This is a genomic window from Paenibacillus sp. PAMC 26794, from assembly GCF_000316035.1.
Taxonomy (GTDB): domain Bacteria; phylum Bacillota; class Bacilli; order Paenibacillales; family Paenibacillaceae; genus Paenibacillus.
Genome location: NZ_ANHX01000080.1, coordinates 67,523 through 88,646 on the forward strand (window position 1 = coordinate 67,523; position 21,124 = coordinate 88,646).

The window sequence follows — 21,124 nt, forward strand, 5'->3', positions numbered from 1 at the left end:
AACGATGATGAGATGGCTGGATAACTATCCAAAAGAAGTGAGAATATTTTTATTAGCAAGTCTGGTTAACGCAACAGGCAGTGCATTGATGTGGCCGCTGACCACCATGTATGTGTTTGATGAGCTTGGACGGACGATGGCAAACGCGGGTTTTGTAATCCTCATTCAGTCCCTGGGTGGCATCTTTGGACAATTGCTTGGTGGTTCGTTGTATCACAGAGTAGGCGTGAAGAAGCTGATTATTGGCTCACTGGCGCTTAATGCGTTAGGTTTGTTTGCGTTGCCGTGGATTAGTGCGTATTGGGTCGTATTTATATGTGCCATGGGCTGGATTGGGCTGTTCAGTTCATTGTCGCTGCCAGCGATTCAAGCCTTTATTGGCTTCCGGTTTGCGGAGCGACGCGGTGAATTATTCAATATTATCTATGTGGCGAACAATATCGGGGTGGCGATTGGTACGGCGCTGAGCGGTTTTCTGGCTGACTTTTCCTATCACCTTAGCTTTGTACTGAACGGGGTGACCTCAGCCGGATTTGCAATTTTCTTCTGGTATTATCTGTCGCGGGTTGAACCGGATCAGGGGGAAGTGCATCTGACCAAACGGAAAACCGTCCCCGATGGGCCGGGCGTCTGGGCATTGCTGGGTAATACCCGACTATATCTGTTTATGAGCTTGGGCGTACTCTTCCTGTTATTCGGCAACTCCATCTGGAACACAGGTGTGTCCCCGTATATCATCTCTGAGGGTATGGAAAAAAGAATGTACGGTCTGCTCTGGACCCTGAACGGGGTGCTGATCTTTGTGGGCCAACCTTTTACCAGCTGGGTGAAACGGACCATGGCCCGTACCTCCACTGCCCAGATGACGGCGAGTGCGGTATTCTATGGCATGGCCTACATTGTCATGATTACCATGTACAGCTATCCAGGCATGGTGCTTGCAATGGTACTTGCCACGTTTGGAGAGATGTTGATTTCCCCTGCAACGCCTGCGTTTATCTCGGAGCATGCGGGCAGGGCGGCACCTTTTTACATCGGGATATCGGGTGGGATCGGTGCGGTTGGACGGGTTATCGGCCCCTATGCGATGGGGGTCATGTATGACAAACAGGGACTTATTCCGGTAGCGTGGCTGGCAACAGGCACAGCAGCTATTGCGGTACTTGGTTTTGTGTTGCATGCGGTGTTGAACCGTAATCGTGAAGTGAAGGAGTATGGAATGGACGCCTAACAGATCTCATCGGGTTGGATAGGATGCGGAAGGAAGAACGAGTTGAAGTGGACGGTAAATCCACTGTAAACTGTCTGTTCATCCGTAAATTATGGTTGACAAAAAAATGTATTTATGCTATAATTTACATATAAAAAAATTCCGTATATAATAAGATTCTCCTGGCCAGGGGAATCTTATTTTTGTTTGTACGGGAGGAATAAGTATGAAGCAAAATGAATCCAGTATCACATCATTGATTTCGACTTTTGGCCGAGCTTATCACAGCCAACATGACACACCCCTCATTTTCGATGATTTTATGGCGAAATTGCTGATCTCTCCTCAAGAGTTTTCAGATATCAGCAATAACATGGTTAGAGGCATTCATTTTTTCAACCCGGATATGGCTCACGAGCTCAAGGACGACCCGGAAAAGGTTCTAAAATGGATTACCCAGGTACAGTTATCTCCAATAACTCTGGCTCGGGCCGCTTACTGTGAGCATGTACTTTTGCATGAAGTCGCGTTGGGATTGAAGCAGGTAGTCATTCTTGGCGCCGGGATGGATACGTTTGCTTTGAGGCATCCGGAATTGGAGGACACGCTGGATATCATTGAAGTGGATTATCCGGCTACACAGCAATTCAAGAAAGAGCGGCTGAATCAGTCCGAGCTGACTATTCCGGACAATCTTCACTTTGTACCCATGGATTTTACGCGTGAGCTTTCGAATGACAGCTTGACTATTGAAGGTTTGAAGAAACGGAAGACGTTGGCTAGTCTCTTGGGTGTTTCGTATTATTTGCCCCAGAATGATCTGTTTAACGTGATTCGTCATGTGTTTGCGAACCTGCCAACCGGAAGCTCTATAGTTCTGGATTATGCAGATGAGCACCTTTTTGAGGAAAAAGGAATGTTTAATCGGGTTGAAAATATGGTTAAATTGGCTGCAATGGGTGGTGAGCCCATGCAATCCGGCTATGCATATGTGGAGATGGAGGCCTTGCTTGATGAAGCAGGGCTACTTATTTATGAGCATCTGACTCCCGAGGCGATTCAGGAACAGTTTTTCCAGGATCGAATCGATCATCTAAGGGCATTTGAAACGATACATTTCATTCACGCAGTAAAAAAATAAATCGATCCGGGCATGTAAGTCACCTATATAGCCCGCATTTGCATAGCAGCGGCAAACCTTCACCCTGTGGCAGGGTGAAGGTTATTTGGTTTGATCAAAGGAACAGCACAAACCATGATTCTGTAGCCAATAACATCACACGTGATACAAATGTTCAACAATCAGACTTGTTAGGGTGCAATTCCATGTCATTCAATGTCCTCCCCTCTATTTGTGCATAATGCCCATATAATAGAATGGATCTGGTTAAAGGCAGGAGGATGCATACGATGTACAAGGTTTTGCTGGTTGATGATGAATTTATGATCTCGGACGGGATCTCCAGTGTGGTGAACTGGTCCAGATTAGGAACAGAACTGATCGGCATTGCTCAAGATGGATTGGAAGCGCTTGCTTCAATTGAGCGGCAACGCCCGGATATCATCATCTCGGACATCCGCATGCCGGGAATGGATGGGTTACAGCTGGTTGAAGCTGTGGCAGAGAAGTATCAGCATATCTCGTTTATCATGCTCACGGGTTTTACGGAGTTCGAATATGCGAAAACGGCCATGCAGTATGGGGTGAAGCACTATTTGCTTAAGCCCTGCAGTGAGGAGCATCTTGTACAGGCTATCAGTGAATTGGTCAGTGAGAAGCGAGAGTTAACCGATCAGGAGCGTTTTGTGCAGTCGATCCAATATAATCTGGAGCGTGTACTGCCGCATGCCAAGGAATATTTTCTGAAAGAGCTAGTCACGAACAGAACATACGGGGTCAAGGAATGGAAGTATTTCGAGGAATTATTCGATGTACAGTTTCAGGATCAACGTGTGCGGTTGCTACTGGTAGAGATTGAGGGGGATCATGAGTATTTGCACTTGTTCGCGGTGAAGAACATCGCCGAAGATATTTTTCACAATCCCATCTTAAGTGCCACGGTTGGAAGGCATGTGCTACTAATTATGGAGGACAAGTTGTCTGAAACGCAGTTGTTCCATAATATCGATGAGATTCGCGCCACATTTACCCGATATTATCATGATGATCTCACGATAGCGCTAAGCGAGCCAGGAGACCTCTCGCAGGCACGCCATTTGTACATGCAGACGCTGGTTTATCTCAATTACCGCTTTTACCTCGGTGAGGGCAGTCTCATTATGGAACGGGATATCTACTCTCCCGGGGAGCGCACCCTTCCCGAATTCGAATATAACCCAGAGCGGATGGCTACTGCGATGAAGGCCGGACACTGGCAGGAAGTTGGAACAGAACTGAACCGGATGTTTCAGATGCTTGCCAGCTTGCGATACGATATTTCTCAAACGAAGTCCTATCTTATTCAGATATTTATGGAGATGATTCGGCTCAGCGGCTCTGCCGAGATGAAAAGTTATATGAATCAGTTGCCAGGTATGATTGAGTCCAGCACCCTGCATTCTTTTCAACAGTTTCTGCTTGCCGTCGCCAAAGAAATCACCTTGCGCCGCTATGAACAACATCGCTCAAGACAATCGCAGATGGTAGGCAGTGTGAAACAGTTGGTAGAGAAACGCTACAAGGACGAGACATTAACACTCCAGTCCATCGCTGGGGAAATATACATGAATCCAGACTACATCGGCAAAATGTTCAAAAAAGAAACCGGTGAGAAATTTACGAACTATGTGTTAAGCTACCGCATCCGTAAAGCGTTGGAGCTTCTGGAGCAGGACGGGAACTGCACTGTATCCTCGCTTGCCGAACAGACAGGCTTTGGTGCCAACTGGCCGTATTTCAGCAAAATGTTCAAGAAATACACGGGATTCTCTCCTTCCGAGTATAAAAAAGTACCCTAAGACAGCGTTGCTGTCACTTCTACATAGCTAATCTTTATATCCGATCTACATCTAATCTGTGATCGGGCCCTGTACGCCATTCATCGGCAGCAGGGTCTTTTTTTGTCGGACGGAACTCGGTTTTGAACATCCATTTATCGGAAATGAGCATGGGAAGAAAAGGCGCTCGCTTCTATCATTAGAAGTGTCATGTTAGTGAATGAACATCGAGAGTGGAGGTTGAGTGGATGGAGCTGAATCGAAGCCGGGGGATTGAACCTGGGCGTTTGAAGCCAGCTGGCAAATGGAGTTCGGTGAAAAAGGAACTTGTCCGCAACAGATACGTTTATCTGATGCTCGTTCCTGTGGTAGCCTACTATCTGATTTTCAGCTATGGGCCAATGTACGGGCTACTGATGGCATTTCAGGAATCCTACAACCCGATCAAAGGAATCTTGGCAGGCGAATGGGTCGGATTTGACAACTTCACCATGTTTTTTGAAAGTTATTATTTCTGGCGACTGATTAAGAACACACTGATTTTGAGTTTTTACAGTATTGTGTTTGGTTTCCCGGCTCCGATTCTACTAGCACTGCTGCTGAATGAAGTCCGGAAGAAGTGGTTCAGAGGTGCAGTACAGACCATCAGTTATATGCCGCATTTTATTTCGGTTGTCGTCGTGGTCGGAATGTTAAAAACGTTCTCATCTCTGGACGGTGGGTTATTTAACGTCATTCGTGACTTTTTCGATCTGCAGCCGATTATGTTTTTGGCGGAAAAAGATATGTTCCGTCCGATGTACATTCTGTCCAACATATGGCAGGGGGCAGGGTGGGCCTCGATTATCTTTTTGGCAGCACTAAGTGGTATTGATCCTCAGTTGTATGAAGCTTCCAAAATTGACGGCGCAGGCCGCTGGAGACAGCTGTTACATATTACACTGCCGGGCATTATGCCAACGATTGTGATCATGTTAATTCTGCGTATGGGGGCGGTCATGAACGCGGATTTTCAGAAAATATTGCTGATGCAAACGGCACCGACCTATGAGACATCGGATGTCATATCCACCTTTGTGTATCGATCGGGTATTTTGGAGGGGAACTATACGTATTCAACCGCCATCGGACTATTTAACGGCGTCATTAATTTCGCGCTGCTCATTATCGCGAACGCGATCAGCAGAAAGCTTAACTCAACCAGTCTCTGGTAATTGGAAGGTGAAGCGATGAAACAGTCTATAGGGGAACGAGTTTTTGATGTATTCAATACACTGCTGCTCTTGGTGATCATGGTTTTATGCTTTTACCCGATGATGTACGTGTTCAATTCTTCAATCAGCGACCCGGACCAGATGCTGCGTTCCCGTTCACTGATGCTCATTCCTGAAGGTTTTCAGCTGGGAGCGTACAAGTCGGTATTTCAGGATACTCGCATCTATACGGGATATATGAACACCTTGTTCTATGTTGTGGTGGGTACAGCCATCAATCTGCTTATGACTTCGCTGGCAGCCTATGGGTTATCACGTGGTGATCTGATGGGCAGAAAAACGCTGATGAAATTAATTACGTTCACGATGTTCTTCGGCGGGGGCATGATCCCGACGTTTCTGCTGATTCAAAATCTGGGGATGGTCGACACCCGCTTTGCGCTTATTATTCCCGGTGCGATCAGTACGTTCTATTTCCTCATTATGAAAACAAACTTTGAGGGCATTCCGATCAGTCTGATCGAATCGGCGAAGCTCGATGGCGCCAATGACTTTCTGATTTTGTTCCGAATTGTACTGCCTTTGTCAAAGCCAATCCTGGCGGTCATGATGCTGTATTATGCAGTTGACCATTGGAATGATTATGTCGGACCGATGCTCTATCTGCGCAGTCAGGAGCTGTATCCGATCCAGATTATTATGCGTGATATTCTGATCAGCAGCAGTACAGAGGCCATGGGCGCTGGCGCCGATACCGGCTTTGCCATTGGGGAGAACATCAAATATGCGACCATTATTATCTCCACGCTGCCGATTATGCTGGTATATCCGTTCATCCAACGTTATTTTGTTCAGGGCGCCCTAATCGGTGCTGTGAAACAATAAAAAATGTATCCTATGGAGGCGAATTACGTGAAAAAAAGAATGGGGTCCATCCTGTTGTCATCGCTACTTACCATGTCTTTACTGGCGGGTTGTACGGGGGATAATGAACCAGGTAACGCAGAGCAAGCAGAAGGAACAGAACCTGCGGTTCAGGCGTTGACCGAGATTCCGCTACCGATTACAAGTGAGCCATTTACCATTGACTACTGGCGCGCCAATGATGCCAAACTGACGGCTTCCTTGAACAATTTTGGGGATATCGCGGCTTACAAGGAAAAGGAGAAGCTGACGGGTATCCAAGTGAAATTTACACATCCCCCGCTCGGGCAACAGCGTGACCAGTTCAATCTGCTGATCTCCACGAAGGAGCTGCCGGATGTCATTTATTACAACTGGGCAGATGCCGTTGGCGGACCGGAAAAAATGATCAAAGACGGTCGAATCATCCGGTTGAATGAATTGATCGACAGTTATGCACCGAACTTAAAGCGGATTATTGAATCCGATCCGGATGTGAAAAAGCAGATTGCACTCGATGATGGAACGATCTATATGTTCCCGCTGCTGAAGCTGGATGCATTGAAGCTGAATGCCACTTCCGGTTTAATTATGCGCCAGGATTGGCTTGATGCATTGAACCTTAAGGTACCTACCAACATCGATGAGTGGTATACGGTGCTTAAGGCATTCAAGGAACAGGACCCTAACGGCAACGGCAAGCCAGATGAGCTGCCATTCACTGGAAACTGGGGGCCGGGTAACCTGACCAAGCTCCATGATTTTGCCGCGGCATTTGGTGTAATTGGTGGTTTCCAGATGAATGGAGACAAGGTGGAATTCGGACCGATTCAGCCGGGCTACCGTGATTTCTTGGAGACCATGGCCAAGTGGTACAAGGAAGGGCTGATTGATCCCGAGATCATGACCAATGACGGTAAAGCATTTGACTATAAGGTCACCAGCAATCTGGCAGGCGCATATCAGGGTGGTGTGTTCAGTGGTATGGGGAAATACTTCAATCTGATGAGAGATACGGATCCGAACTTTAACGTGACTGGTGTACCGTGGCCTGTATCTCCAGATGGAACGTCCTATGCGACATTTAATCTGGACGCTAAAGTGTTGACTTATGGTGAGGCCATTACAGCTTCCGCAGACGAAGACCAATTGAAATACATTGTACAGTGGATGGACTACAACTATAGCGAAGAGGGTAGTGATCTGTTCAACTTTGGTATCGAAAATGACAGCTATGTTCGTGACGGGGAAGGTGTCAAATTCACAGATACCATCATTGATAATCCGAACGGCCTGACGTATGACCAGGCACTGGCTTCCTATGCCTTATCCATTATGGACGGTCCAATTAATCAGGATAGTCGTTATTTGGATGCCTTATTATTTGACGACGGACAACGTGCCGCGAATGCGGAATGGATGAAAGCAAGCTCAGCTTTAACGCTTCCCCCAATTCGTTTGTCAACAGATGAGGTGACCACAAGTACGTCCATCATGAGCCAAGTGAATACGTATTTGAATGAAACGATGACTGCCATCATTAGCGGACAGAAACCGATCACCGAATTTGACACGATGGCCGAAACAATCAAGAGCATGGACATTGACCGGGCGATTGAGGTTCATCAGGCGGCATATGATCGATATCAGTCCAAATAATACGTGAGAAATCGAGCGCTAAAACTTTGGGGGAACCTTCCTGTATGTGATATACCTAGTAGTATCACGTGGTTCAAAGGAGCGCTTTGGTCATGACAGCCTACCGCAAACTCAGCATCAAAATGAAAATGTTTCTGATGATTATGTTCATGATGGCGTTTATCATCATCTTGGCGTTTGGGTCCTTGTATTATACGTACTCGGTGTATGACAAACAGCTGTTTGATAAGTCGTCCCGACTTCTGAACCTTTCTTCGTCTACAGTGGATGTTGAACTCCAGAAGTTGGAAGCGTTATCATTAAACATGATCTCCGATACGCAGATTCAAAGAGCTTTGAAGTCGTTGTTGGATGACGATAGCGCATATTCAAGCTTTATTGAACGAAAGAAGATCACGGATCGGCTATGGGAGCATATTAGTGGGGCTGCACGTTATGTGCAGTCCGTTCATCTGATTGATTCCAGGGGAAGAGTGAATAAATATGGCGAGACACTAACCGTATCCCAGGAAAAATATGATCGGATGATTGCGGCTGCGGAGCAGGCCAATGGTGCAGTGCGCTGGTTATACCCGGATGACGATGACCCGATGCTGGTTATGGTGCGTCAAGTACGAGCCTACGAACCCATGACCCTGGAACCGGTAGGTATACTGTTTCTGCGTATTAATATCGAGCGACTTGTTGAGGAGTATGCGGGCATCGATAGCCAGGACAGTGACATTATTTTAAAAGCAGGCAGTGATGTGGTGTATCCTTATCGCCAGCTTCCAGAAGCGGTGTCCGCCGGACTGAATCCACTTCCAGGCAGTGGGGGATATGAGATCAAGAATCTGGATGGGAGGGAGATATTTCTTTCCCAGAAGAAATCCGCATACACCGGCTGGGTGTATTATAATATGGCCTCTTATGATGAAATTTTTGAACGTATTATATGGTTGAAAAATAGTTTGATTGTCGTTTATCTTATCGCCATTCTGGTTGTTCTCGCGCTTGGTATGGTGTTCGCACGAAGTCTGACAAGGCCGATCAGGCAGCTCATCAGTCAGATGAAGGAGGTTCAGTATGGGGATCTGGAGAATATGGATGCTAATCTGTCCATTCCAACACACCAGCACATGGATGAATTGGGGTTACTACAGCGTACGTATCGAATGATGATTACACATATTAATACATTGATCAAAGAAAATTATGCAAGCCAGCTGGTCATTAAAGAAACGGAGTTCAAGGCGCTACAGGCGCAGATCAATCCCCACTTTCTGTATAATGCGCTGGATTCGATCCATTGGCTCGCCAAAAAGAACAGGCAGGAGCAAATCTCCAGTATGGTGCTATCACTCGGATATCTGCTGCGTTCCTCCATCAGCTTCAAGCAAAATATCATTACCATTGCGGAAGAGCTGGAGATCGTCAATCATTACATCACCATTCAGACCTACCGTTTCCGGCAGCGGCTGGATTTCCGTATGGATGTGCCTGCTTCTTATCTGGGTTGTGCCATTCCCAAGTTGACCCTACAGCCACTACTGGAGAATGCCATTCAATACGGATTGGAACCACAGGTTGGATCATGTCTGATTCGAGTGTATGCCGAGATATCAGGTGGCAAGCTGGCCCTTATCGTGGAGGATCACGGTCCCGGCATGGAACCCGAATATGTGGAACAGGTGCTGCGCGGTGAAGTGAAAACCAGAGGAACAGGTATTGGTCTACTGAATATCAGGGAGCGGGTACGTTTGGCTTTTGGCGAAGAATATGATGTTCTGCTGGAGAGCAAGCCGGGGAGTGGAACGAGAGTAACGGTGCTGCTGCCACCCCCATCACCAGGTAAGGAGGAGAAGCTATGGGAATATGGATGCGAATGATAGGCATGCTCTGCCTTATGCTGACTCTTCTTGGTTGCGTGAACCAGTTGGATCAAAGGCCAGGCATGATTGTGGAAGAAGAGCCGATAACGTTGCGAATCGCTTGGTGGGGTGGGGAGTTTCGCAACAATGCAACGATAGCTGTTATCGACCTGTATGAGAAGTTGAATCCACATGTGAACATCGAATACGAATATAGCAGTTTCAACGAATACTGGAGAAAACTTGCCCCACATGCAGCAGGCAATGCGTTGCCCGACATTATCCAGATGGACATCTCCTATCTGTCCCAGTACAGTTCGCTGCAACTATTGGAGGACATGACGCCGTACATGCAGAGCGGACTGATTGACACGACAGATATTGAGAAGGAACAGCTGGAGAGTGGTAGCCTGAATGGAAAAACCTATGGTCTCAGTTTGGGGGTTAACGCCATGCTCAGCATCTATGATCCGGAAGTGTTAAAGGCCAATGATATTGAATTGCCAACAGATACGTGGACATGGGCGGATTTTGACCGGATGGGCGAGCAATTGCTCGGGAAAGGCATCTATCTAGGAACCTATTTTACGCCGGAACAGTTTTTCGCGTATTACTTGAGACAGTATGGTTCCAAGTTGTACGCGGAGGATGGCAAGAGGTTGGGTTATGTGGATGATGGGTTGTTTATTGAATACTTTGGCAGGATGCAGCAGCTCGCGGAGAAGAAACTTATTTTTGCACCGGATATCTGGACATCAGATATTGGCCAGCCTGATAACGACCCGTTTTATCTGGGAGAGGCTTTGTTTAGCTGGGGGTATTCCAACCAATTTATCAGCACCGCTCAGCGTTATGGCAAACCATTAACCATCTCCCCAATGCCTGGGCCAAACAGCCAGGATGGATTGTTCTTGAAGCCAGGCATGTTTTTCTCCATGGCGGGTAATTCCAGACATAAGGAGGAGGCGGCCAAGTTCATCAGCTTTTTTGTGAATGATTTGGATGCCAATCTGCTGCTCAAAGGGGAGCGGGGTGTGCCCGTCTCATCCAGTGTCAAAGAGCGGATGAAGCTGGTGGTTGAACCGGAGCTGGCGCAGGTGTTTGACTATATTGATTGGGTTGCGGATAACAGCACTCAGATGGACCCCCCTGATCCCGTAGGTGCACCCGAGGTCACTGCGGTATTGAGAGAGTTGTATGATCTTCTGCTGTTTGGCAAAATTACGCCTGAGCAGGCGGCGGTGGAATTTCGTGAACGGGCGAACGGAATACTAGGTGGAAAGTGATATAAATTGAACTAAACGTCACTTACACTTGCTACTCCGATGACAGAACAACCTTCTGATCGCTGTTATCCCCAGATTTTTTGGATTCCCTTTTTCAAAGGGTAAAATCCGGGGATAAAGGCGAAGCATATGCTTCCGATGCAGCTTTCTTTCAGAAAGCTTTTAGCTCCCCTTCTTCAGGTTATTTCTGTCCTCTTCGTTTTGTGTAAATATGTCGTTCAATTTATATAACGAATAGTAAATATAAAAACAAGCTTCCCTCTAGTACAGAGGGAAGCTTGTTCTTTCATTGTAGTGACTTATTTCTACAACTCATATGTTGGATTTTAACCGTTTAATCCTCTCACTTAACCAAACTGGGCTTGATGCAGTCGGCTGTAAGAGCCTTTACGCGCGAGAAGTTCTTCATGACTTCCTTGTTCAGCAACGCTACCGTTCTCCACCACCACGATGCGATCGGCGTGTCTAATGGTCGCCAGTCGATGGGCAATCACCAATGTCGTACGGCCTTGAGCCAGCTCGGACAACGCCAGTTGAATGGCAGCTTCCGTCTCGGTATCGAGCGCGGATGTAGCTTCATCCAGAATGAGAATTGGCGGGTTTTTCAGGATCATTCTGGCGATGGATAGACGTTGTTTCTGTCCGCCGGACAATTTCACGCCACGTTCACCGATCATGGTGTCCAGTCCATCTGGCTGGGATTGTACCAGCTCTTCCAATTGGGCCCGGCGAATGGCTTGCCAGATTTCCTCATCGGAAGCATTCAGTTTGCCGTATGCAATATTTTCTCGAATCGTTCCATCAAACAGGAAAATATCCTGCTGCACAATCCCGATATGGGAGCGCAGTGATTCCAGTGTCATGTCCTTCACCGGAATACCATCAATGGAGATATGTCCTGCATCCACATCGTAGAAACGTGGGATCAGACTGCATAACGTCGTTTTACCTCCGCCCGAAGGTCCAACCAGAGCAACCGTCTGGCCTGCCTGAATATCCAGATTAACCTGAGACAGCGTAGGTTTGTGTTCTCCATAAGAAAAGGTAACGTTATGGAAAGCAATATCTCCTTTGACATCCGGAATCGGCTTCGCCTGTGGTGTATCTTCTACATCCGGTACAGCTTCAAGCAGCTCCAGGTAACGTCTGAATCCGGCGATGCCTTTGGGATACGTCTCGATGACGGAGTTAATCTTCTCGATTGGTCCCAGAAATACATTGGACAGCATCACAAAGGCGATGAATTCCCCGTAAGTCATGCTACCCTGAATGACGAACCAGGTTCCACATACCAACACAAACAGCGATACGAATTTCATCAGAATGAAGCTGAGTGAAGAGTTCCAGGCCATAATGCGGTAGGTGATTAGTTTGGTGAGTCTGAAACGTTCGTTGTTCTCAACGAAACGTCCTACTTTATGCTTTTCATTGGCAAAAGCCTGTACTACACGGATGCCGCTCACATTGTTCTCTACCCGTGCATTATAATCGGCAATATCCGCAAACATGCGCTTGAACGCCTTGGACATTTTGCGACTGAAATACAGCGACAGGTAGATCATCAGCGGCACAATGATGAACGTCATCACAGCGAGTTGCCAGTTGATGCCCAGCATAATGCCGAAGGCTCCGGCTAGTGTCATGAGGGCGATGAACAGATCTTCAGGCCCGTGATGTGCAATCTCACCGATATCCATCAAATCATTGGTCATTCGGGATACGAGGTGACCTGTCTTGTTGTTATCGAAGAAACGGAAGGACTGCTTCTGTACACGCTGGAACAGTTCTCGCCGCATATCGGATTCGATGTTAATACCGAGCTTGTGGCCCCAATAGGTGACTGCATAATGGAAAAAGGAACTGAGCAGGTAGATGCCGAGCAAGAAGGCACAAGCCGCTACGATCATGGACCAATTGCCAGCCGGAAGCAGTTGATCGACAACCCGGTTAACGGCGAGTGGAAAGGCCAGCTCCAGCAGCGCGGCGGCGATGGCACAGGAGAAGTCCAAGATAAAGAGCCTTTTGTAAGGACGATACTAAGACATAAAGCGGCGAAGCATATGTAAGTCCTCCTCGATATGACACAAATGCCCGAGCAGGCTTATTAGCCTGTCCGGACACCAGCATTCATCCCTATGTTATTTGCGGTTTTGCTCGGCACGTTCTACGATCATATCGGCGAATTCTTCAGCCTGACCTTGAATCGCAATCGGGTCAAAGTACCAGTAGCGGTCTTCCAGCAACTCATACACCTGATTGTTTTTTACAGCCGGCAGGGATTGCCAGATGGAATCACCCTGGTAATTTTTATTGTTCTCTCCAACGGTTAAGAAGATATGATCCCCTGCATAATCACCAACAACTTCACGCGAAATCTCTTTCCACTGGGTGTCACCCATCAGTTCCTTTTTGGTGATTTCGAGTGGTGCAAGTTGCAAAGCACTGTAGACCGCTTGTCCTCCTCGACCAAAATTGTCTCCATATCCATAATAACTTTTGTCAGATACTTCAAGGATGGAGAAGGTTTCCTCCGGTTTGATGACGGTGTTCACCTTGGCACGAGCAGCTTCAATTCGTTCATCATACGTTTTCAGCCAAGCTTCGGCTGCTTCGGATTTGTTCATGAGCTCTCCGAATCCCCGGATTTCGTCATGTACATCGGTGAATGTACCATAAGGGATGACCACGGTAGGTGCGATTTTTTGATAACTCTCAATTTCGCTGACCTGGTCAGAGTAGGTAATGATCAGATCCGGGTTCAAGGCAATGACCTTCTCCATGGATACCGCCGCCCGATCACCGATACTCTCTATGCCCGCCACCTGATCTGCATAGAACGGGTTTTCCAAAAAATATTGAACAGCACCAACGGGTTTCACACCCAGTGCAAGCAGATCACTTACGTACATATCTGTTACGATCCGTTTCGGTTCAGCCGGAATTTCAACATCCCCGCTTAATGACTTGTAGATTCGTGTAGCATTTGAATTATCCGAACCGGCCGACGTGTCTGTGTTCGTCTCGGTAGAGCCTGTTGTCGCTTCTGTTCCCGTTGCCGATGTCTGTTTCGTGGCAGTCGAGCCTGTTCCGCTGCTGCAAGCAGCCAGGATCATAATAATGGCGAGCATAAGAAGCAAGCCGGAAAAGCGTTTTTTTGCAGCAAACATATTTTTGTTCCCCCTGTGTGTAATCAATAATGATTATTATTCTCATTAATAACATAGAGGAAGATATGATATTTGTACATGGACAACTATGATCACTACTGCATGGACAATTATGATGTGAGGTGACGCATGATATGCTGCAACTGCTCCATAACGGACAAGGGATCAAATCCATAGAACATGTCGGCATTAATCTCGTATACACGTCCTTCACGAACGGAGGATAGGGTGCCCCAAGATTCCTGATTCAGCAGGTTATCCAGCATTTCTCGTTCGGCAGGTTCCTCAGGGAAGGCGACAAACATGTGATCTGCGGCATACAAGTGAATCTCGGACAACGGAACATGAACGTACCCCGTAAGTAACTGCCCATCCTGCTCCATACGTGACGGCGGAGTGAAGCCCAGCGATTGATACAGCACATGAGAAGCTCTTCCCCAGCCATGACCATAGATATAAGCCCCGTCTTCTCCAATCATAAACATGCAAACGGCGGACCCTCGTGTTCCTTCCATCCATTGATCCAACACATGATTGGCCTCTAGCTCAAGTTGATGATATCGATCTAACAACGTCTGTGCATTGGACTCAAGACCTGTGATTTGGCCCAAATGAAGAAGCTGCTCTTGCCAATCGATTTCCTCAAAAGGCATCAGAATGGTCGGCGCGATCACACGTAGTTCATCGGAAGCGGGATGCGGTGCATACCCGATAATGACATCGGGCTGAGCGTTTGCAATCAGATCTGTATGTTTAACCAGATCATATTCGGAATGCTGCTCAAATGGTTCATGACCATCCTGACCATGTTCACCCAGTTTCTCTTCCATCCAGCTGGCTACGGCACCCATGTGGGGAGTGTGGCCCAATGCCAGAAGTGAGGCCGTGTAGTTGTAAGTCAACGATACAATCTTTTTGGGCATTTTTCGGTAGTGTGTTGGTGCTGATCCAACCATCTGTTTGAATTTTCGGCTCAGATAGAAGGTGTCCCTGTAGCCTGTCAGTTGTGCAATTTCCTGTAGCGTGGGGTTCGCGAACATCAGATGTTCCTGAGCCATCCTGATTCTGAGACGGGTCACATATTCAACAAACGTAAGACCTGTATGTTTCTTGAACTCCCGTGAAAAATGCTCAGGACTCACATTTGCATCCCGTGCCAATTGTTCCCGGGTCAGCGGATGGGTATACATCTGATGGATATGTCTGAGCACGGCATCAAGCCAGGAGTGATCTTCATGAGCAGAATGAGCCACATGATCCCGCAAAATATCCAGTAACTCATAGAAAAGCATATGTGGCCTGAAGGGGCTGGAATCATGGCCTTTCGAACAAGCTTGAACCAACTCTACTGCCCTATCGGTGAGAGTACGACTCGCAATGGGAGCTGGTATCCCGAACGGCCAGAGCAGCTGTTCATTTTCAGTGGAATCAAAAGCAATAGCAATGCCCTGTACTGGCGACAGGGAGCCGCGCTTGTTCTCGTGCTGAAGCAGGCTTCCAGCTTGTCGAACGACTGCAGAGCCTGCATTTAATGTCAGTTTTCCCTCTGCACTGATCAGCCTGGCCTGGCCAGCAGTAATGACGTATAGCACGTGAAGTGTGCTCCACATCTCATCTATGCGGGAGAATGCCTCGCGGTCGTGAAGCTGCACCAGATGGCACAGCTTGAAGAGGGCAACAGGTACGGACTGAATCTTCTGCAAGGAAATGGGACGTGACAGCGATTTTTTATGGTAAATGGACTTGGAAATATTCATTAGATAACTGTCTCCTTACATAAGTCAGCGGGGGCATTATTCGTCTCATGCCCCTGGTGTACTGGCGTAATTCTCGGATCTCGACTATTATGCAGTATATACTATAAACGGAGTGACGTGGATGGACAGATTGGACAATTCAACTTTTTCTGTGAAAAATAGATAAAGTGGTTGAAATCGCTATCAACACCGACTATAATGAAAATGTCGAAACGTTTCAATCTAGCGTTTACTGCCAGTTTCATTGTGTTAGGCACAAACTGTTCAGGGGGCGTCAGATTGAAAGACGTGTCATGACCATCATTAATGGTACGGACTGGAACGGGATGCATTCAACCGTGGTCCCATAAGGATGGAAACGAGGATTTTTTTTGAGAACACCTCGAAACGTTTCGATTGACATCCATAGCTATGATATGTACAAAGATTAATAAACGATAATGAAGGATTTAGTGGTTGTTCTAACCATGTACCGTATAAAATGTAGATAACCTTGAATTTGTTTTAGTTTAGAAGGAGCGAACGTCGAATGGCAACGATTAAGGATGTGGCAAAGCTGGCAGGTGTAGCACTCTCGACTGCTTCCTATGCGCTGAGCGGGGATAGCAAGGTTAGTGCCAAGACCAAGGCTAAAGTGCTTGAGGCAGCACGAGAACTGAATTACCGCAAGAACGGCTTTGCCATGGACCTGAAACGGAGCCGGACGAACACGATCGCTTTGATCCTGACCGATCTGTCGGGCCCGTATTACTCGGAGTTGATCCGTAGTGTACAGGATGTAGCACTTGCGAACGGGTATGACCTGATTGCTTGCAGCTCCATGGGTGGACGGGATTCAACGGCAGTACGATTTTTGCGTGAAAAAAGAGTAGATGGAGCCATCATCCTGGCGCATAACATCCATGATGATATTCTGGTAGAATCTGCCGGTCATCGTTTTCCGATCATTGTGATGGATCGTCAGCTGTCGAGTGACCATCTGGTAAACGTGCTGGTGGATGGAGAGCAGGGCGGTTACCTTGCAACCAGCCACCTGATCCAGGCTGGGCATCAGAAGATTGCTTATATCAGTGGCCCATCCAACTCGTATGACAACGCGCTCCGTTACCAAGGGTATCTGCGAGCGATGCGGGAAGCGGGACTTGAAGAAAAGTCCAAATGGCGTCTGAACGGCAATTTTGTGCGTGAGGGCGGATACAGTGCAACCAAAATGATGATCATGCAGGGAGATCTTCCCTCAGCGGTATTTTACGGTAACGATGAGATGGCGATTGGTGGCCTGAAGGCATTGGAAGAGCGTGGTATATCGGTGCCGGGTGACATTTCCGTGATCGGTTTTGACGATATTCAGTTGTCCGAATATGTGAGTCCACCACTGACAACGATACGCCAGCCGAAGCATGAAGCCGGGTCGCTCGCCGGACATCTGTTATTCCAGATGCTCAATGGCGAAGCGGTTGACCCTTCATATACGCTAACGATTAATATGATCGAGCGCAGCTCTGTACGTTCGGTTTAGACCGAGTCTGAACAACAAAGCAATGCCTGCATGCTGAAGTAAAAGTTCAATGATGGGGTTATCGTCCGGACGGGCCGTAAAAGGCCGGTTTGAAGAGGCCCCTATTCTTTTTCAGATTTATCGAAACGTTTCGATTTTAACTAATTCAAGGAGTGAACCTTATGACAACGATGATTAATGAACCGATCCGGTTAAGTGCCGGAGAGTTATCCTTTACCTTTTTGAACAGTGGCGACCTATACCAGGCTACATCCGGTACAACGATGTTGAACCAGTTGCTCAGCAACCAGATTGATGGATCATTGAACAATCTGTACCTGCGTGTACATGAGGGAGAGAATATCAGCTCGTTCCCGTTGCTCGGTGTACGTTCGAACAGCAAGGTGATTACAAGCAAGGCACAATCCAGCAACCAGTTGATCTGGGAGGGTACAGTCCAACTGGAAGGTAGCGAAAAAGGCATTGGCTATCAGGTCGTATTTACGGCTACACCGCAAGGTGTCTGGTTCTGGGATGTGAAGCTCACAGGACAACAACATAACGTAGACGTGGTATATGGACAGGATGTAGGTCTTGCTGATCCAGGTGCGGTGCGCAGTAATGAAGCTTATCTGTCACAATACATTGACCATACGGTGTTTGAAGATGAAGCGAAAGGTTATGTCGTTTGTTCCCGTCAAAACCAGCCTCAGGGCGGCGCATTTCCATATATGCAACAAGGTTCCCTGACCAAAGCAGTCGGGTACTCCACAGATGGATTCCAATTCTTCGGTCTGTCGTACAAGGAAACGAATCAACCAGAGAGCTTGAATCGCCAGACGCTTGCGAATGAGACGTATCAGTATGAATTTGCCTATACGGCATTGCAATCTGAACTGTTGAATCTGAACGGAGAAGCTCAGGTGGTCTTCTATGGACTGGCGAAGCCTAATCATGCCGAAGGAATCTCTGGACTGGAATTCGGAGATGAAGTTACCGCAGCATGGAATGAAGTACAGGCTCTGACTGTGGAAAATGGCGATACGTTGGAACAGGTGAAACTGTCCTCCTTCCTGGGTGAACCGCTGGTTACGCTCGATCTGACGCAAGATGAGATTCATGATCTGTTCCCTGATCGTCATCAGGAAGAGCATAGCGGTGAGGAACTGTTATCCTTCTTCACAGATAGCTATGAACATATCGTTCTGAAAGCAAAAGAATTGCTTGTGGAGCGTCCGCACGGCCATATTCTGATGAGTGGTGGCAACGTACAACTTGGAGCACAGGTTATTACGACAACGTCGTATATGTACGGTATTTTCAACTCACAGCTTGTTATTGGTAACACCAATTTTAATAAAATGATCAGTAATGCCCGCAATGCATTGAACGTGCCGAAGACGGCTGGACAACGCATATATGTGGAAATGGACGGACAATATCGTCTGCTGACGATGCCTTCCCTGTTCGAGATTGGCTTCAACTATGTTCGTTGGATCTACAAAACCGAATCCGATACGATCATCGTGACCAATTACACAGGTGCACATACTACGGAATTAAGCATGAACGTGCGCTCCACAAGCGGCACGGCATACCGTTATCTGGTAACGAACCAGATTACGATGAATGTGAATGAATACGAGTATCCGCTGCATATGACGCAGGATGGCGATACTTTGATCTTCAAGGCTGATCCACAAGCGATGAGTGCAGGAACGTATCCAGATCTGCAATACCGCATGTCGGTGGACGGGGCAGCTGTGAATGTAGGGGACGAAACGTTGCTGGCAAGTGGTATCCGCAGTGGTTCCGCATCGCTGGTTACGCTTAGTCTGGAAGCAAGTGCTGAATGGACGCTGAAGGTACAAGGGGTATTGGAAGGCCAAGCGGACAGCGGAGTGGTAGCAGGTTCAAGCCTCACGTTCGAAGAGGAAGTGCAGGCATACCGTGAGTTCTTCGCAGGTGTGATGAACGGGTTCCGTTTGTCCCGTGGAGAAGGTCAGAGTGCAGAGGATCTGTTCAAAGTAAATGCGCTGGCTTGGTGGTACACCCACAACATGCTGGTTCACTACTCCGTGCCTCACGGTTTGGAACAGTATGGCGGCGCGGCTTGGGGTACACGGGATGTGTGTCAAGGTCCGGTGGAGTACTTTATGGCAACGCAAAAATATGAGCAAGTTCGCGATATCATCAAAATGGTCTACACTCACCAATATGAAGATGATGGCAACTGGCCGCAATGGTTCATGTTTGATAAATACTTTGCGATTCAACAGGAAGAGAGTCATGGCGACATCATCGTATGGCCGCTGAAAGTGCTGGCGGATTACCTGACAGCGACTCGCGACTATGCAATCCTGGATGAGAAAGTACCTTATACCGTTAAACATAGCTTCGGGTTCACAGAAGAGACGGCAACTGTACTGGATCATGCGAAAAAAGAGATCGAATATATCCGTTCGCACTTCCTGCACGATACGTTCCTGTCTTCCTACGGAGATGGCGACTGGGATGATACGCTCCAACCAGCCAATGCACAGCTCAAGCAATACATGGTGAGCAGCTGGACCGTTGCACTGACGTACCAGTCTGTAAATGTGCTTGCACAGGCGCTGCAATACAAAGATGCTGCATTTGCACAGGAGCTGGACGTTCTGGCTCAAGGCATCCGTGAGGACTTTAACCGTTACATGCTGGGCACAGATGTGATTCCAGGCTTTGTGTACATGGAAGAAGCCGACCAAGCGAAGCTGATGCTTCATCCAACGGACACAGAGACAGGCATTCAATATCGCCTGTTGCCAATGACGCGCAGCATGATCGGTGAATTGCTGAATGCGGAGCAAGCAGAATCGCATTACGCATTGATCCGTGAACAGTTCCTGTGCCCTGATGGCGTGCGTCTGATGAATCGTCCGGCTCAATATGCTGGCGGTGTAAGCACCCACTTCAAACGTGCAGAGCAAGCATCCAACTTCGGACGTGAGATTGGTTTGCAATATGTACACGCCCATATCCGTTACGTGGAAGCGATGGCGAAGCTGGGTAAGACAGATCAGGTGTGGAATGGTCTCGCGATGATCAACCCGGTTGGCATCGGTGAGGTTGTACCTAACGCGGAGATTCGCCAAGCGAACTCATACTTCAGTAGTTCAGACGGTAAGTTTAATACGCGTTACGAGGCACAGGAGCATTTTGACCAGCTTCGTAAAGGGACTGTACAAGTGAAAGGCGGATGGAGAATCTACTCCAGCGGCCCTGGAATCTACATGAACCAGCTGATCTCCAATGCACTTGGCATTCGTCAAGAGGGCGGCGATCTGGTCATTGACCCGGTATTGCCAGCTGAGTTGAACGGCATGCAATTCGAATTCGAGTATGCAGGTGAGCCAGTAACGTTTATCTATCACTTGAACGAAGGTGCGGTAAGCCGTGTAGCGGTGAACGGCAAGGACATTCGCACCGAGCGTACAGCGAACCGTTACCGTCAGGGCGGGGTCTGCATCTCGCTTGATGAGTTCAGACAAGCACGTAGTGCAACTGAGCGTACGATTGTTGATATTTACATGTAATTTAATAACATGATGTACACCAAGGTCATCCTCCTTTATTCAAGGCGGGATGGCCTTTTTGGCATATG

General features: G+C 47.7%; 13 protein-coding genes. 10 read left to right on the top strand and 3 right to left on the bottom strand.

Annotated elements, in window-relative coordinates; translation table 11 throughout:
- Positions 1-7 precede the first annotated feature (7 nt).
- From D829_RS0126045 to D829_RS0126080, 8 genes are all read left to right on the top strand, one after another.
- A complete protein-coding gene (locus D829_RS0126045) occupies positions 8-1,231 on the top strand; it encodes an MFS transporter (protein ID WP_026081431.1) in 1,224 nt (407 codons plus the stop codon).
- A gap of 205 nt (positions 1,232-1,436) precedes the next feature.
- Complete coding sequence (locus D829_RS0126050) at positions 1,437-2,351, top strand: class I SAM-dependent methyltransferase (RefSeq protein WP_017691856.1); 915 nt, start codon at positions 1,437-1,439, stop codon at positions 2,349-2,351.
- A gap of 269 nt (positions 2,352-2,620) precedes the next feature.
- A complete protein-coding gene (locus D829_RS0126055) occupies positions 2,621-4,168 on the top strand; it encodes a response regulator (RefSeq protein WP_017691857.1) in 1,548 nt (515 codons plus the stop codon).
- 227 nt (positions 4,169-4,395) lie between these two features.
- Positions 4,396-5,361: an ABC transporter permease subunit gene (locus D829_RS0126060; protein WP_017691858.1), complete on the top strand. Its 966-nt coding sequence runs from the start codon at positions 4,396-4,398 to the stop codon at positions 5,359-5,361.
- A gap of 15 nt (positions 5,362-5,376) precedes the next feature.
- On the top strand, positions 5,377-6,246 hold the full coding sequence (locus tag D829_RS0126065) for a carbohydrate ABC transporter permease (RefSeq protein WP_017691859.1): 870 nt from the start codon (positions 5,377-5,379) through the stop codon (positions 6,244-6,246).
- A gap of 27 nt (positions 6,247-6,273) precedes the next feature.
- Positions 6,274-7,923 (top strand): extracellular solute-binding protein, encoded by a 1,650-nt coding sequence (locus tag D829_RS0126070; RefSeq protein ID WP_017691860.1) that lies wholly within the window; start codon positions 6,274-6,276, stop codon positions 7,921-7,923.
- A gap of 92 nt (positions 7,924-8,015) precedes the next feature.
- Positions 8,016-9,791: a sensor histidine kinase gene (locus tag D829_RS31975; RefSeq protein ID WP_017691861.1), complete on the top strand. Its 1,776-nt coding sequence runs from the start codon at positions 8,016-8,018 to the stop codon at positions 9,789-9,791.
- Positions 9,770-11,059 (top strand): ABC transporter substrate-binding protein, encoded by a 1,290-nt coding sequence (locus D829_RS0126080; protein ID WP_017691862.1) that lies wholly within the window; start codon positions 9,770-9,772, stop codon positions 11,057-11,059. The genes D829_RS31975 and D829_RS0126080 overlap by 22 nt, the downstream gene beginning before the upstream one ends.
- A 347-nt stretch (positions 11,060-11,406) precedes the next feature.
- Here the strand turns inward: D829_RS0126080 and D829_RS31980 are convergent, their stop codons facing one another.
- From D829_RS31980 to D829_RS0126095, 3 genes are all read right to left on the bottom strand, one after another.
- Positions 11,407-13,071 carry an ABC transporter ATP-binding protein gene (locus D829_RS31980; RefSeq protein WP_241230823.1) on the bottom strand — a complete coding sequence of 555 codons (1,665 nt, stop codon included), beginning with the start codon at positions 13,069-13,071 and terminating at the stop codon, positions 11,407-11,409.
- Between the two features lie 126 nt (positions 13,072-13,197).
- Complete coding sequence (locus D829_RS0126090) at positions 13,198-14,226, bottom strand: ABC transporter substrate-binding protein (protein ID WP_017691864.1); 1,029 nt, start codon at positions 14,224-14,226, stop codon at positions 13,198-13,200.
- Between the two features lie 110 nt (positions 14,227-14,336).
- Positions 14,337-15,983 carry an AraC family transcriptional regulator gene (locus tag D829_RS0126095; RefSeq protein ID WP_017691865.1) on the bottom strand — a complete coding sequence of 549 codons (1,647 nt, stop codon included), beginning with the start codon at positions 15,981-15,983 and terminating at the stop codon, positions 14,337-14,339.
- Positions 15,984-16,512: 529 nt separating this feature from the next.
- Here D829_RS0126095 and D829_RS0126100 point away from each other — a divergent pair.
- Together D829_RS0126100 and D829_RS0126105 are read left to right on the top strand one after the other, a co-directional pair.
- Positions 16,513-17,502 (top strand): LacI family DNA-binding transcriptional regulator, encoded by a 990-nt coding sequence (locus D829_RS0126100; protein ID WP_017691866.1) that lies wholly within the window; start codon positions 16,513-16,515, stop codon positions 17,500-17,502.
- Between the two features lie 161 nt (positions 17,503-17,663).
- Entirely contained in the window at positions 17,664-21,056 is a 3,393-nt protein-coding gene (locus tag D829_RS0126105) for a hypothetical protein (RefSeq protein WP_017691867.1), read from the top strand.
- The last annotated feature ends 68 nt before the right edge of the window (positions 21,057-21,124 follow it).